Source organism: Microbacterium sp. WCS2018Hpa-23 (genome assembly GCF_031843845.1).
GTDB lineage: Bacteria > Actinomycetota > Actinomycetes > Actinomycetales > Microbacteriaceae > Microbacterium.
In genome coordinates, this window is the sequence record NZ_JAVTIZ010000003.1 from 285737 (window position 1) to 299218 (window position 13482).

Here is a 13482-nt window from a genome sequence, read left to right on the forward strand (position 1 = left end):
CCTCGATTTGACCTCAAGCGTACTTGAGGTCTTACGGTTGCACATGTGACCGCGACAGGAAATGACCGATGACCTATGTGATTGCCCTTCCGTGCGTCGATGTCAAGGACCGTGCGTGCATCGACGAATGCCCGGTTGACTGCATCTATGAGGGCGAACGCTCGCTGTACATCCACCCGGACGAATGCGTCGACTGCGGCGCGTGCGAACCCGTCTGCCCCGTCGAGGCGATCTACTACGAGGATGACCTGCCCGACGAGTGGCAGGACTACTACAAGGCCAACGTCGAGTTCTTCGACGAGATGGGATCCCCCGGTGGTGCCGCCAAGCTCGGCGTCATCGAGCGCGATCATCCGATCATCACAGCCCTTCCGCCCCAGGAGGCACCCGAATGAGCAGTCAGCCGCACCCCGCAGCCCCCGTCCCCTCCGAGGTCGGTGAAGGGCTCAAAGCCGCGTTCCGCGCGCATCCGGCCGGAGTCGCGATCATCACCGCGATGACCCCCGCAGGACCGGTCGGTCTCACGGCGTCGAGCGTCGCATCCGTCGCTGTCGACCCCGCGGCGATCGTGTTCTCGGTCACCAGGGCCACCGGCAGCGCGGGCTCGATCCTCAACGCCGAGTCGTTCGTCGTGCACCTGATCGACGACGAGCACTCCGCCCTCGCGCAGAGCTTCGCGCTGAGCGGCGCCGACCGCTTCACCCCCGAACAGGGGTGGAGCACCCTTCCGACCGGTGAGCCGTACCTCGCCGAGGCGCGCGCCGCGATGCGCGGTCACACGATGTCGACTGTTGCGGTCGGCTCGTCGACCGTCGTGGTCGCCGAGATCGACGAGGTGCTGCTGGGTCGGCCGGGCCGACCGCTCGTCTATCTCGACCGCCGGTTCCACTCACTCCCCACCGATCAGAACGACTGAAAGGAACAGCATGTCCGCTGTGTACACCCTCCCCGAACTGCCCTACGACTACTCGGCTCTCGCGCCGCACATCTCCGGCAAGATCATGGAGCTGCACCACTCCAAGCACCACCAGGCGTACGTGACCGGTGCGAACACCGCCCTCGAGCAGTTGGCCGCGGCCCGCGACTCGGGCGACTTCGCCGCCGTGAACAAGCTCGAGAAGGACCTCGCCTTCAACCTCGGCGGGCACATCAACCACTCGGTGTTCTGGGAGAACCTCTCGCCCGACGGCGGCGGAAACCCCGAAGGAGAGCTCGAGGCGGCGCTGACCGACGCGTTCGGGTCGATCGACGCCTTCCGCGCCCACTTCACGGCGACGGCGCTCGGCGTGCAGGGCTCAGGCTGGGCCGTGCTCGCGTGGGACAGTGTCGGCGCGCGCCCGGTCATCTTCCAGCTCTTCGACCAGCAGGGCAACGCGCCGCTCGGAGTGACGCCGCTGCTGCAGCTCGACGTCTGGGAGCACGCCTACTACCTCGACTACCTCAACGTGCGTGCCGACTACGTCAAGGCGTTCTGGGAGCTGGTCAACTGGTCCGACGTGCAGCGTCGGTTCCAGGCAGTGCAGGAGAAGACCGCGGGGCTCATCGTCGCCCGCTGACCTGCGCGCCTCTTCGGGAGGAGATCTCGTCTTCGGGAGGAGGATGCCACGGCATCCGTCCTCCTGAGGCGCAGTTCTCCTCCTGAGACGCAGCAGGTGAAGAAGCGAGCAAGCGGGCTTCAGGCGAGCAGCTCGCCCGCGAGAGCCTCGATGCGCCGGCGGATGTCGTCACGGATCGGTCGCACCGACTCGATGCCCTGACCTGCCGGGTCGTCGAGCTTCCAGTCCTCGTAGCGCTTGCCGGGGAAGAACGGGCAGGCGTCGCCGCATCCCATCGTGATCACGACGTCGGATGCCTGCACGGCCTCGGTCGTGAGCACCTTGGGCTGTTCGGCGGCGATGTCGATGCCGAGCTCACCCATCGCCTCGACCGCGATCGGGTTGATCTGGTCGGCGGGCATGGATCCGGCCGAGCGCACCTCGATGCGGTCGCCGGCGATGTCGCGCAGGAAGCCTGCGGCCATCTGCGAGCGCCCTGCGTTGTGCACGCAGACGAAGAGGACGGAGGGCTTGGCACTGGTGTCGGTCATGATGTCTCCAGGGTAAGCGAGCGTGCGGGGTCGAAGGCGTTCAGCCGCGAGCTGCCGATCTGCAGCACGGCGGGGGCTGCGCAGCAGCTGCCTGCGTTGTCGTCGAAGTCGCCGGACCCGCCGCAGACGCCGGTGTCCGGAAGCCGGAGTTCGTTGCGGGCGGCGCTCTCGTGATCCCCGGCCAAGTGGGCCGCGACACTGCGCACCTGCTCGTACCCGGTGAGGGCGAGGAACGTCGGGGCGCGCCCGTACGACTTCGCGCCGACGATGAAGAATCCGGCTTCCGGCTGCACGAGCTGGCGGGCGCCGGTCGCGGCCACGGAGCCGCAGGAGTGGATGTTGGGATCGATCTCGGCGGCGATGCCGGCGACGGCCTCGAGCGCGGGGTCGAGGTCGATCCTGACCTCCCGCAGCATCCCGGTGTCCGGCCGGAAGCCCGTGAGTGCGAAGACGCGCCCGACAGCCGACACCTCACGCCCGTCTTCTGCGACGATCGTCAGTCCGTCGTCGCTGCGGCGGAACTCGGCGACGCGGAATCCGGTCACGAGGTCCACGACCCCGTCGTCGGTCACCTTGCGTGCACGTGATCCGAGGGCGGCGCGCTCGGGAAGCGCGTCTCCGGTGCCGCCGCCGAAGACGTTCGCGGCACTCCCGCGCCGCAGCAGCCAGGTCACGCGGGTTCCCGGCGTCCGGCGGGCCAGCTCACTCAGACGCAGTACGGCATGCGTGGCGGAGTGTCCTGCTCCCACGACGACGACATGCGAACCGGCGAGATCTGCGACGTCGGCGGGGATGCGGTACGAGATGAGATCGGATGCCGCTGCTTCGCCGAGCGCCGGAAAGCCGTCGGCCCCGGCAGGATTGGGAAGGCCCCAGGTGCCGCTCGCGTCGATCACGGCACGGGCGAGGAGACGTGCATCATTGCCGTCGGCGTCGACGGTGTGCACGACGAACGGCTGGCTCTTACGCCCGGCCTCGACGACCTTGTCGCGACCCTGGCGAGCGACCCCGGTGACCGTCGTCGCATAGCGGACCCGCTCGCCCAGGGCGGCGGCGAGCGGGGCGAGATAGTCACTCACCCACTCCGCTCCGGTCGGGTAACCGGAAGTGCGGGCGGTCCACCCGGTGGGCTCGAGCAGGCGCCGTGCGGCAGCATCGGTGAGCTCGGGCCACGCCGAAAAGAGTCGCACGTGTCCCCATTCGGAGACGGCGGATGCAGGACCATGCCCGCGCTCGATGACGACGACGTCTTCATCGCGTTCGACGAGATGCGCCGCAGCGGCGAGACCCTGCGGCCCCGCTCCGATGACGACGACGGGAAGCTCTGACACGACGACTCCTCAGATCGAAAGACTTCAATACGAGAAGCGTCGCTCACGTATCGAAGATTGTCAATACGTGAGAGGATGACCCCATGACCCTTCCGGTGACGATCGAGCAGACGGCCTGCTGCACGCCGCGAGCGGCATCCACCCTCGCGCTCGCCGAAGCGGAACGCATCGCGCACCTGTTCAAGGCACTCGGTGACCCGACGCGCATCCGCCTGCTCTCACTGATCTCGTCAGCGGAGGGCGGTGAGGCCTGTATCTGCGATCTCACCGACCCGGTCGGCCTGTCACAGGGCACCGTCTCGCACCACATGAGACTCCTGGCGGAGGCGGGGCTCGTCACCCGGGAGCAGCGCGGCAAGTGGGCGTACTTCTCGCTCGCCGATGATGCGCTCGAGGCTGCCGGAAAGGCGCTGAGGAGCATCTGAATTCCTCAGGCACGCCCGGTTAGGCTGGGGAGATGCCCGCAACCCTCATCGCCGCTTCGGCGCGCGCTCCGCAGGAGCTGCGTTCGGCGACGCCGATGAGGACGTCGATGCGCGTGGTGATGCACCCGGGCACGAATGGATGGACGAGCGTCTGGGGCACCCTCTCACACGGTGAGATCGCGGGCTGCCCGCCGCCACGCGACTAGATCACGCCTCGAGAGGGGTGTGGTCATCTGCGCCATCCCACCCCCTTCTTCCGCGTGAGGTCTTCTCGTGTCCACTTCTCCGTCCCGTCTCCGCCTTGCTCCGCATGAACTGTGGCGCGGCATTCGCTCCAACGCCCGCAGCGACGTTCTCGGCGGCTCGCTCCTGCTTGCCGCCACCGTCGCCGCACTGATCCTCGCCAACACCTCGGCCGTGGGGTGGTACGAGTCCGTTCGCGACTTCACCTTCGGCATCCCCGAGCTGCATCTCGACCTCAGCGTCGGCGCCTGGGCGGCCGACGGTCTGCTCGCGATCTTCTTCTTCGTCGTCGGCCTCGAGCTGAAGGAGGAGTTCGTGACCGGCCGCCTCCGAGACCCGCGTCAGGCGGCTCTTCCCATCGCCGCCGCGGTCTGTGGAGTCATCGTGCCCGCGCTGTTCTTCGTGCTCATCAACCTCGGCGGTGGTGCCGATGTGCTGCGCGGCTGGGCGATTCCGACCGCGACCGACATCGCCTTCGCGGTCGCAGTGATCGCCGTCGTCGGCAGGTTCCTGCCGCCGGCACTGCGCGTCTTCCTGCTGACCTTGGCGATCATCGACGACCTGATCGCCATCACGATCATCGCGACGTTCTACACCGACACGATCAGCTTTCCGTGGCTCGCTCTCGCACTGCTCCCCCTCGCCGGATTCGCGTTCCTCGTGCAGCGGGGAGTGCGCGCGTGGTGGATCCTGCTGCCACTCGCGATCGCCGTCTGGGTCTGCATCCACGCCGCAGGCGTGCACGCGACAGTCGCCGGTGTGCTCCTCGGATTCGTGGTGCCCGTGGTGCCGTCCGAGCGCGCGCGGGTGCGGGCGGGGGAAGATGCGAACGGCGAGCCGCTGTACGACGGCATGGCGCCGCACTTCGCCGACCGGTGGGGTGTCGTGGCGACGCTGTTCGCGGTTCCGGTCTTCGCCTTCTTCGCCGCGGGGGTCACCATCGGCGGGATGGAAGGACTAGCCTCGGCGCTCACCGACCCGATCACCATCGGCATCATCGTCGGACTCGTCATCGGCAAGCCGATCGGCATCCTCGCGACGACCTTCCTGCTCAGCCGCCTGCCGGCGTTGCGGCTCGACGAATCGCTGCGCTGGCCGGATCTCGTCGGCATGGCCTTCCTCGCCGGGATCGGCTTCACCGTCTCGCTGCTCGTCGGCGAGCTCGCCTACGGGGCGAGCTCGGTCGCCGACGAGCACGTCAAGATAGGCGTGCTCGTCGGCTCCCTGGTCGCGGCGGTCATCGGCGGGCTGGTCCTGTCTCGGCGAAACTCGCTCGCCCGTCGAGCATCGCTCCGCCCCTGATGGCGGCCGGTGAGGTCAAGAGCTTCCGGTTGTGGACTGGAGCTTCGCCATCACCTGGTTGATCGTGAAGGATGCCGATTCCTGTCGCTGCGGGAACTCGTTGAGGGACTGCAGCATGCGTGCCACGTACGCCTGCGCCGGCACGAAGAGGAAGACGTGGTCGATCACCCAATCCCAGTAGGTGTTCGAGGTGATGTCGGCGCGCTCGAAGGGGTCGGTGCGCAGGTTGAAGAGCTTGGGGAACCGCAGCTCGATGTACGGCTCCTGCCAGATCTGGAGCGTTCCGGCCGCGCGCTGCTCGAGGAAGACCAGCTTCCAGTTCTCGAAGCGCAGCCCCGTCAGGTCACCGTCGTCGGAGACGTAGAAGAAGTGCCTCCGAGGGCTGTGCTCGACGGCACCCGTGATGTAATCGAGCTGGTTGTGGCCGTCGAGATGCACCTTGTACTCGGTGTCGTGCAACTCGGTTCCCGACTTCAGCCGCTCGGCGATGTCGGCGTCGCCGGCCGCCGCGAGCAGAGTGACGAACCAGTCGTTGTGGCTGACGATGCCGTTCAGCGTCGTGCCGGCAGGAATGTGCCCGGGCCAGCGGATCATCGCCGGCACGCGATAGGCACCCTCCCAGTTGGAGTTCTTCTCGTTGCGGAACGGTGTCATGCCGGCATCCGGCCAGCTGTTCATGTGCGGGCCGTTGTCGGTCGAGTACATGACGATCGTGTTCTCGGCGAGACCCAGCTCGTCGAGCAGGTCGAGCAGGCTGCCCACCACATCGTCGTGATCGAGCATCGTGTCGTGGTACTCGGACTGCCAGCGACCGGCCCGACCCTTGCTCTCCTCCTTGGTGTGAGTGCGGAAGTGCATGTGCGTCGAGTTGAACCACACGAAGAACGGTGTGTCGTCGTCGGCCTGAGCGCGGATGAAGTCGGCCGCCGCGTCGCGGAACTCCTCGTCGACCGTCTCCATGCGCTTCTTCGTCAGAGGGCCCGTGTCTTCGATGCGCTGGGTGCCGTCGTCGTTCGCCCAGGAGTGGATCACGCCGCGCGGGCGGAACTTCTCGCTGAATCCGGGGTACTCCTCGTCGGTCGGGTAGTCGGGGTGCTCCGGCTCTTCCTCGGCGTTGAGGTGGTAGAGGTTTCCGAAGAACTCGTCGAAGCCGTGGGCGGTCGGCAGATGCTCGTCGCGGTCGCCGAGGTGGTTCTTGCCGAACTGGCCGGTGGCGTAGCCGTGATGCTTGAGCGCATCGGCGATGGTCGGGTCCTCGGCCTGCAGGCCCAGGGGTGCACCCGGCATACCCACCTTCGTGAGGCCGGTGCGGTACGGGTTCTGCCCGGTGATGAACGCCGCGCGTCCGGCGGTGCAGCTCTGCTCGCCGTAGTAGTCGGTGAACTTCGCACCCTCGTGGGCGATCCGATCGATGTTCGGCGTCCGATAGCCCATCAGCCCGTCGGTGTACGTGCTCAGGTTGGCTATACCGATGTCATCTCCCCAGATTATGAGGATGTTGGGCTTGTCGGACATGATCGCTCCTCGGTCGGCGGTGAAGCCGGGCAGGTGCCCGTGCGGCTCAGCCAATCAGGAGCATCGGTGGATGCCCAGGGCCCCCTCACACCGAACGGGTGAGGCGGAATCCGATGTGCGACATTCCGGTGTCCTCGGCCTGCGGCGAGCGGGCAGCCGGCCGGAAACGCAGGCAGTAATCGGGGGAGCAGAGGTGTGACCCGCCCTTGAGCACACGGCGCGGGATGCTCGGGAGCCCCTCCTGCGCGCTCGCCGCGGCCAGGAGGTTCGCCCGCTTGCCGGGATCGACGGGCTTGTCCGACAGCTTCAGGTGCCGCGGGGTGTAGAAGTCGCTCGTCCACTCCCAGACATTCGCGATCATGTCGTAGAGGCCGTAGCCGTTGGGAGCGTAGGAGCCGACAGGGGCCGTACCGCCCACCCCCTGATTGTCGTAGGGGAAGCGCCCCAGCCACGAATTCGCCTGAGCCTCGCCGCCGGGATAGGTCTCGTCGCCCCACGCGAACGCGGCTCCGTCGACGCCGCCGCGGGCGGCGTACTCGTGCTCGGCCTCGGTGGGCAACCGCATCCCGACCCAGTCGGCGTAGGCGACAGCATCCTCGAACGCGATGTGCACGACCGGATGCTGCAGCCGGTCATCGATCGACGAGTCGGGGCCGAACGGATGCCGCCACGAGGCGCCCGCCTGCCAGCGCCACCAGTTGCGCCAATTGCGGAGGTCCGTCGGGCCGGAGGTCGGGGTGAACACCATGGACCCGGGAACGAGGTCGTTCGGGTCGGCGTCGGGGAAGGCCGCAGGATCGAGCGGACGTTCGGCCACGGTGACGTAGGCCGTGGCATCGACGAACTCCGCGTACTGGGCGTTCGTCACCTCGTAGCGGTCGATCTCGAAGGATGCGACCTCGCGCTCGTGCACCGGACGCTCATCCGGGTAGAAGTCCTCAGACCCCATCCGAAAGGTGCCGCCGGGGATCAGGACCATGTCGCGAATGTTCGTCACCCGCGCCAGCGTAGCGGCCAGGCGGGCAGGAGTGGCGGAGCGCTCGCCCGCTGCGGGTTAGGGGATCAGGCGCGCGGTCGTCCCTCGGACGTTCAGCTCGTAGGGGAGTGCCGCGGGGATGCCGGCGGCGTCGCCCTCGGCGAGCTTGGCGAGCACGGCATCGGCCGCTCGCTCGCCCTGCCCGAGGGGGAACTGGTCGACGGTCGTGAGGCGGAAGAACTCGCCCAGCTCGTGGCCGTCGATGCCCACGATCGAGAGGTCTTCCGGCACCGCGAAGCCGAGGTCGCGCGCCGCGAGGAGGGCGCCGATCGCCATCTCGTCCGACGCCGCGAACACGGCCGTGGGGCGAGGGCCGGGGCGGCCGAGCAGTTGCTTCGCCGCGCGGTATCCGCCCTCGACCGTGAAGTCGGCGGGTTCGAGGAAGGCGGGGTTCAGCGCGATGCCCGCCTTCGCCAGCGCCTTCTCGAAACCGAGGCGACGGTTCGTGGGGATATGGAAGTCGATGTCGAACTCGGGGTTCGCACCGATGTGCGCGATGTCGTGGTGACCCAGGCCGATCAGGTGCTCTGTCGCGAGCTGCGCGACAGCGACGTCGTCGACGGTGAGGGTGTCGAGCTTCGGGTTCGGACCGCCGATCGCGATCACCGGCAGGCCGAGGTCGAGCAGGTACTGGGTCTCGTCGTCGTCGAGCTCGATCGACACCGCGATCACCGCATCCACCCGCTGGCGGCGCAGGAACGTGTCGAACACGTGTCGGCGCACATCCTTGTCGGCGGTGATGTTGTAGAGCGTGATGTCGTAGCCCTCGCGCATCAGCGCGGACGACACCCCCGACAGCACGGTGCTGAAGAACCAGCGGTCGAGAAAGGGCACGACCACGCCGATGTTGCGGGTGCGGCCCGATGCCAGACTCGAGGCCCGGGATGACACGACGTAGCCGAGCGCGGACGCTGCCTCCTGCACGCGCAGGCGCGCGGACTCCGAGACATGACCTCGGCCGCTCAGCGCGCGCGAGACCGTGGCCGTCGAGACCCCGGCGAGCCGGGCGACCTCATCGATGCTCGCCATGGGTTTCCTCTCTGAGGCGTTCCGGTCGCAGTTCCTGCCGTCGGGCGGTGCCGTGGGCGGCGCGAACTGCGACCGGAACGTGGTGCGACGTTACGCCTTGGTGTACCAGACGGCCGTGTTGACGGGAACTGCGCCACCGTCGAACGGCTGGCTCTGCAGGATCACGAACGCGTCGGTCGGCAGCGGCAGCGGCTCGGTTCCGAGGTTCGCAAGCACGTGCACGTCGCCGCGGCGGAATGCCACGGCATCTGCTCCGGCGTCCTCCCAGACGAGCGATCCGCTGCCGAAACCGTACTCACGGCGTCCGGCGAGCAGACGTTTGTAGAGCGCGAGCGTCGACGCGGGGTCGACCTCTTCGACGTCACGCGAGTATGCGGCCCAATCGGCGGGCTGCGGCAGCCACGAGGCGCCGGTCTCGTTGAAGCCGAAGGCCGGAGCCTCCGCCTCCCAGGGCAGCGGGACGCGGCATCCGTCTCGTCCGTAGCGCTCGCCGTTCGTGCGGAACCACGTCGGGTCCTGACGGAACGCGTCGGGGATCTCCATCGCCTCGGGAAGCCCCAGCTCCTCGCCCTGGTACAGGTACGCGGAACCCGGCAGTGCGAGCATCACGGTCGTCGCCGCGCGGGCGCGGGCGAGGCCGATGGCGGTGTCGGGCTTGTGCGGGGTGTTCGGGCCGATGCCCTCACCCTGCGGGTTGTCGTCGGTGAGCGCCAGGCGCGAGGCGTGGCGCACCACATCGTGGTTCGACAGCACCCAGGTGCTGGGGGCGCCGACGGCACCGAACGCGTCGAGCGACTCGCGGATGACGTCGCCGAGAGCCTTCGCATCCCACTCCGTCATCAGGTACGGGAAGTTGAAGGTCTGGTGCATCTCGTCGGGGCGCACCCACAGAGCGGTCTGCTTCAGCGTCGGCATCCAGGCCTCGCCGCACAGAGCGCGGTCGCCGTCGTACTCTGCGAGCACCTTGTGCCAGTCGCGGTAGATGTCGTGCACGCCGTCCTGGCCCCAATAGGGGACATCGGCTTCGCCGCCACCCATCGAGTCGGCGTCGGCCGGCGGGGTGTAGTCGGGCAGGCCCTCGGCCTTGATCATGCCGTGCGCCACATCGACGCGGAATCCGTCGACGCCGCGATCGAGCCAGAAGCGCAGGATCGAGCGGAACTCCTCACGGACCTCTTCGTTGTTCCAGTCGAAGTCGGGCTGCGTGGGATCGAAGATGTGCAGGTACCACTGACCGGGGGTGCCGTCCGCCTCGGTGATGCGCTCCCACATACCGCCGCCGAACACGGACTCCCAGTTGTTCGGGGGCAGCTCGCCGTTCTTGCCCTTGCCGTCGCGGAAGATGTAGCGAGCGCGCTCGGGGCTGCCGGGGGCGGCCTTGAGCGCCTCCTGGAACCAGGCGTGCTGGGCCGACGAGTGGTTCGGCACCAGGTCGACGACCACGCGGATGCCGCGGGCATGCGCCTCTTTCAGCATGGTGTCGAAATCGTCGAGCGTGCCGAACAGCGGGTCGACGTCGCGGTAGTCGGCGACGTCGTAGCCGGCGTCGCGCTGCGGGCTCGTCATGAACGGGCTCAGCCAGATCGCGTCGACGCCGAGCTCCTTCAGGGAGTCGAGGCGGCTGGTGATGCCGGGCAGGTCGCCGATGCCGTCACCCGAGGCGTCGGCGAACGAACGGGGGTAGATCTGGTAGATGACCGCACTGCGCCACCACTCGGAACCGGGGGCTGCGATCTGCTCAAGCTGTTCCATGGCAACAGATTAGTGCAAACGCTTACATGATTGCCAGAGCGGGGTTCGAATCGATTCGGTCGTGTGATATTCCACACCACTCCCCGGTGACTTGCAGTCCGGGAGTATGCTTCGGGCATCCGATGACTGGAGGCTGTCATGGTTCCCGAGATCAACTACTGGGCGGTCCTCATCGCCACGGCGTCGAGCATGATCGTCGGCTCGGTCTGGTACGCGCCGAAGGTGTTCGGCACGCGCTGGTCGAAGCTCGCGAACGTCGACATGGATCGGCCGGGTTCGAGTGCGACCATGGCGATCATCACGACCGTCATCGTGAGCTTCATCACGTCATGGGTGCTGGCCGGAGCATCCGCCATCGCCTGGCATTTCTACGACGGGTCGTTCTTCTGGGCTGCGGTCGTCACCGGTGTGCTGCTGTGGGCGGGATTCACCGCCGCGCGCTTCATCACCCACGACGCGTTCGAGGGGCGCCCGACGGGGCTGACGGTCATGAACATCGCGCACGAGCTCGTCACGATCGTCATCATGGCAGTGCTCATCGGCGTCTGGCCGCCGGCGCTCGGCTGATTCGCCGGGTCTCGGCTGATTCGCCGGGTCTTGATTGGCTCGCCGGGTCTCGGCTGATTCGCCGGGTCTCGGCTGATTCGCCGGATCTCGACTGGCTCGGCTAGCTTTCGTCGGTCGGCTGATCCGCCGGGGTCGTCGTCAGGTCCTGCGCGAGCATCACGAGGATGCCGCTGGGGCCGCGCAGGTAGGTGAGCTTGTAGACGCCCTGATAGTTCGCGACTCCCCGCAGCGGGTGGCACCCGTGCCGGGCGGCGATGGCGAGCGACTCGTCGATGTCGTCGACCGAGAATGCGACGCGGTGCATCCCGATCTCGTTCGCGAGTGTCGGCTCGGTCTCGATCGCATCGGGGTGGATGTACTCGAACAGCTCGAGCTGCCCGCGACCGTCCGGTGTCTGCAGGACGGCGATCTTCGCATGGTTGCCGTCGAGGCCGACGGCGGTGTCTGCCCACTCGCCGCTGACCTCGTCTCGACCGAGAATCGTGAGTCCGAGGTCGGTGAAGAAGGCGATGGTGGCTTCGAGGTCGCGCACGGCGATGCCGACGTTCTCCAGTGTGATGGGCGTGCCTCGGATGCTACTCGCCGGCTGCGACGTCGGCAGGCGCTGAAAGACTAGACCTTCGCCACTTCCGCCGAGACTTCCTGGTATGCCAGCATTTTGCACGTGACCTCTTGGTCGCCTGCGGGGCCCGCACTCGGACCGCTGTTCGGACCGAGGGGGTCGTCATGTCGGGTTCATCGCGCCGTTCGGCTCCGTGGATGATCGCCGCCGCACTCGTCGCGGTCGCGCTGGTCGCGGGAGCGACGACCGCCGCCTCCGGCGACTCGATCCCCGATGACCCGGCCGAGGGTGCAGCCCCCGATCCCACTCTGTCGGTCGCGCTGGCATACGAGTTCCTCGATGCACGCGTCGACCAGTTCTGCGACGGCGAGGGCCACTGCCTTCCGCGGAGCTACGAGGGCGGATTCTTCACCGACCTGCCGACATGGGACTTCACCCCCTCGTTCGTCTACGACGACGCCCTCGTCGTGATCGCTTACACGGCACGCGGGCTGCCTGACGACATCCGCCGTGCTCAGGCGATCGGCGACACCCTGCTCTTCGTGCAGGAGAACGACCCGATCGGCGACGGGCGCACTCGCGCCTCCTACGAGCCGCACGGCATCCGACAGGGACGGGTCGAGATCACCGGCCCCGGCACCTTCACCGGCAACCAGGCGTGGGTGGGCATGGCCCTCACGCGGCTCTTCCACGCGACCGGCGAGCAGAAGTACCTCGACGGGGCGCTGCAGACGGCCCAGTGGATCCAGACGAACACGGCAGACATGGTGCGGGCGCCCTACGGCTACACGGGCGGTCAGCTCGAAGACGGCACCTCGCTCGTGTGGAAGTCCACCGAGCACAACAGCGACATCGCCGGATTCTTCACCCAGCTCGCCGAGGTCTCAGGCGATCAGGTGTGGGCCGACCGCGCGGCGGTCGCGACGGACTTCGTGGCAGCGATGCAGAGTGCCGACGGGCACGTCGACACCGGGACTCTCCTCGACGGGAGCACGGTGAACACCCACCCCGTGCCGTTGGACTCGCAGACATGGACCTCGCTCGCGACCGGCGATGACCGCTACGACACAGCACTGGACTGGACCCTCGCGAACCTCATCGCCACAGACGGCCAGTATCGGGGGCCGTCGATCAGCGACACCGATGTCTCGAAGGTGTGGTTCGAGGGCAGCGGGCACCTGGCGCTCGCGCTCAAGCTGCGCGGCGCGGCAGGCGACGCCGACCGCGCCGAGGCGCTGCTCGACAGCATCCGTCTCGGACAGCGCGATGCGGCGAACGGCGACGGCAAGGGCATCGTCGCGACCTCGACCGACGGCCTGGACTCGGGTTTCGGTGACCTCTACTACGCGAGCCTCCACACGGGTGCCACGGCCTGGTATCTGCTCGCGGCGGCCGGCGACAATCCGTTCACCCTCCCGGCCGACTGATAGGCGGAGAGGCGCCGATTCTCCGCCCCCTGGGCCGGGGTGGGCCGGATGCGCATCGTCGGCATGATGCGGGGCCAAAAAGGCATCCGATTCGGACGGTTCGGATGCGGAAGTGGCCCCGGCCGCGGCGCGGATGCGGAAGTGGCCCCGGCTGCGTGCGCGGATGCGGAAGTGGCCCCGGCCGCGGCGCGGATGCGTCGCCGACCG

At 67.9% G+C, this 13482-nt stretch carries 15 protein-coding genes; 8 read left to right on the top strand and 7 right to left on the bottom strand.

Annotated features, from left to right (window positions below; all coding sequences use genetic code 11):
* Positions 1–68 precede the first annotated feature (68 nt).
* The 3 genes from fdxA to RQG77_RS06910 are packed head-to-tail and all read left to right on the top strand — an operon-like array spanning position 69 to position 1556.
* A complete protein-coding gene (gene fdxA, locus RQG77_RS06900) occupies positions 69–395 on the top strand; it encodes a ferredoxin (RefSeq protein ID WP_120494986.1) in 327 nt (108 codons plus the stop codon).
* Positions 392–916: a flavin reductase family protein gene (locus tag RQG77_RS06905; protein WP_311244075.1), complete on the top strand. Its 525-nt coding sequence runs from the start codon at positions 392–394 to the stop codon at positions 914–916. Before fdxA ends, RQG77_RS06905 begins: the two co-directional genes overlap by 4 nt.
* 10 nt (positions 917–926) lie before the next feature.
* Positions 927–1556, top strand: a complete 630-nt coding sequence (locus RQG77_RS06910; RefSeq protein ID WP_311244076.1) for a superoxide dismutase — start codon at positions 927–929, stop codon at positions 1554–1556.
* Between the two features lie 119 nt (positions 1557–1675).
* Here RQG77_RS06910 and RQG77_RS06915 read toward each other — a convergent pair whose 3' ends face one another.
* A complete protein-coding gene (locus tag RQG77_RS06915) occupies positions 1676–2086 on the bottom strand; it encodes an arsenate reductase ArsC (RefSeq protein WP_311244077.1) in 411 nt (136 codons plus the stop codon).
* Positions 2083–3417: an FAD-dependent oxidoreductase gene (locus RQG77_RS06920; protein WP_311244078.1), complete on the bottom strand. Its 1335-nt coding sequence runs from the start codon at positions 3415–3417 to the stop codon at positions 2083–2085. Before RQG77_RS06920 ends, RQG77_RS06915 begins: the two co-directional genes overlap by 4 nt.
* Before the next feature lie 83 nt (positions 3418–3500).
* On the opposite strand from RQG77_RS06920, the gene RQG77_RS06925 reads away from it, so the two are divergent.
* From RQG77_RS06925 to nhaA, 3 genes are all read left to right on the top strand, one after another.
* A complete protein-coding gene (locus RQG77_RS06925) occupies positions 3501–3842 on the top strand; it encodes a metalloregulator ArsR/SmtB family transcription factor (protein ID WP_311244079.1) in 342 nt (113 codons plus the stop codon).
* 32 nt (positions 3843–3874) lie between these two features.
* A complete protein-coding gene (locus RQG77_RS06930; RefSeq protein WP_311244080.1) occupies positions 3875–4048 on the top strand; it encodes a hypothetical protein in 174 nt (57 codons plus the stop codon).
* A 67-nt stretch (positions 4049–4115) separates the two neighbouring features.
* Complete coding sequence (gene nhaA / locus RQG77_RS06935) at positions 4116–5387, top strand: Na+/H+ antiporter NhaA (RefSeq protein WP_311244081.1); 1272 nt, start codon at positions 4116–4118, stop codon at positions 5385–5387.
* 15 nt (positions 5388–5402) lie between these two features.
* Here nhaA and RQG77_RS06940 read toward each other — a convergent pair whose 3' ends face one another.
* The 4 genes from RQG77_RS06940 to RQG77_RS06955 all read right to left on the bottom strand — a co-directional run bounded on the left by RQG77_RS06940 (position 5403) and on the right by RQG77_RS06955 (position 10719).
* The gene (locus RQG77_RS06940; protein WP_311244082.1) at positions 5403–6902 is read right to left on the bottom strand and encodes an arylsulfatase; all 1500 of its coding nucleotides are present in this window, start codon (positions 6900–6902) and stop codon (positions 5403–5405) included.
* An 85-nt stretch (positions 6903–6987) separates the two neighbouring features.
* Entirely contained in the window at positions 6988–7881 is an 894-nt protein-coding gene (locus tag RQG77_RS06945) for a formylglycine-generating enzyme family protein (protein ID WP_311244175.1), read from the bottom strand.
* 75 nt (positions 7882–7956) lie between these two features.
* Entirely contained in the window at positions 7957–8967 is a 1011-nt protein-coding gene (locus tag RQG77_RS06950) for a LacI family DNA-binding transcriptional regulator (RefSeq protein ID WP_311244083.1), read from the bottom strand.
* Positions 8968–9057: 90 nt separating this feature from the next.
* On the bottom strand, positions 9058–10719 hold the full coding sequence (locus tag RQG77_RS06955) for an alpha-amylase family glycosyl hydrolase (protein ID WP_311244084.1): 1662 nt from the start codon (positions 10717–10719) through the stop codon (positions 9058–9060).
* Positions 10720–10857: 138 nt separating this feature from the next.
* On the opposite strand from RQG77_RS06955, the gene RQG77_RS06960 reads away from it, so the two are divergent.
* Positions 10858–11286 (top strand): DUF1761 domain-containing protein, encoded by a 429-nt coding sequence (locus RQG77_RS06960; protein WP_056310200.1) that lies wholly within the window; start codon positions 10858–10860, stop codon positions 11284–11286.
* A 100-nt stretch (positions 11287–11386) separates the two neighbouring features.
* Here the strand turns inward: RQG77_RS06960 and RQG77_RS06965 are convergent, their stop codons facing one another.
* Positions 11387–11860 carry a VOC family protein gene (locus tag RQG77_RS06965; protein ID WP_311244176.1) on the bottom strand — a complete coding sequence of 158 codons (474 nt, stop codon included), beginning with the start codon at positions 11858–11860 and terminating at the stop codon, positions 11387–11389.
* A gap of 152 nt (positions 11861–12012) precedes the next feature.
* Between RQG77_RS06965 and RQG77_RS06970 the strand changes: the two genes are divergently transcribed.
* Positions 12013–13275, top strand: a complete 1263-nt coding sequence (locus RQG77_RS06970; RefSeq protein ID WP_311244085.1) for a hypothetical protein — start codon at positions 12013–12015, stop codon at positions 13273–13275.
* Positions 13276–13482: the final 207 nt, after the last annotated feature.

Excerpts from the sequence above, each read along its gene's own strand:
- RQG77_RS06925 (WP_311244079.1), top strand. The coding sequence starts at position 3,501 with ATGACCCTTCCGGTGACGATCGAGCAGACGGCCTGCTGCACGCCGCGA.
- RQG77_RS06940 (WP_311244082.1), bottom strand. The coding sequence starts at position 6,902 with ATGTCCGACAAGCCCAACATCCTCATAATCTGGGGAGATGACATCGGT.
- RQG77_RS06950 (WP_311244083.1), bottom strand. The coding sequence starts at position 8,967 with ATGGCGAGCATCGATGAGGTCGCCCGGCTCGCCGGGGTCTCGACGGCC.
- RQG77_RS06960 (WP_056310200.1), top strand. The coding sequence starts at position 10,858 with ATGGTTCCCGAGATCAACTACTGGGCGGTCCTCATCGCCACGGCGTCG.
- RQG77_RS06930 (WP_311244080.1), top strand. The coding sequence starts at position 3,875 with ATGCCCGCAACCCTCATCGCCGCTTCGGCGCGCGCTCCGCAGGAGCTG.
- fdxA (WP_120494986.1), top strand. The coding sequence starts at position 69 with ATGACCTATGTGATTGCCCTTCCGTGCGTCGATGTCAAGGACCGTGCG.
- RQG77_RS06915 (WP_311244077.1), bottom strand. The coding sequence starts at position 2,086 with ATGACCGACACCAGTGCCAAGCCCTCCGTCCTCTTCGTCTGCGTGCAC.
- RQG77_RS06905 (WP_311244075.1), top strand. The coding sequence starts at position 392 with ATGAGCAGTCAGCCGCACCCCGCAGCCCCCGTCCCCTCCGAGGTCGGT.
- RQG77_RS06910 (WP_311244076.1), top strand. The coding sequence starts at position 927 with ATGTCCGCTGTGTACACCCTCCCCGAACTGCCCTACGACTACTCGGCT.
- RQG77_RS06945 (WP_311244175.1), bottom strand. The coding sequence starts at position 7,881 with ATGGTCCTGATCCCCGGCGGCACCTTTCGGATGGGGTCTGAGGACTTC.
- RQG77_RS06970 (WP_311244085.1), top strand. The coding sequence starts at position 12,013 with ATGTCGGGTTCATCGCGCCGTTCGGCTCCGTGGATGATCGCCGCCGCA.
- RQG77_RS06955 (WP_311244084.1), bottom strand. The coding sequence starts at position 10,719 with ATGGAACAGCTTGAGCAGATCGCAGCCCCCGGTTCCGAGTGGTGGCGC.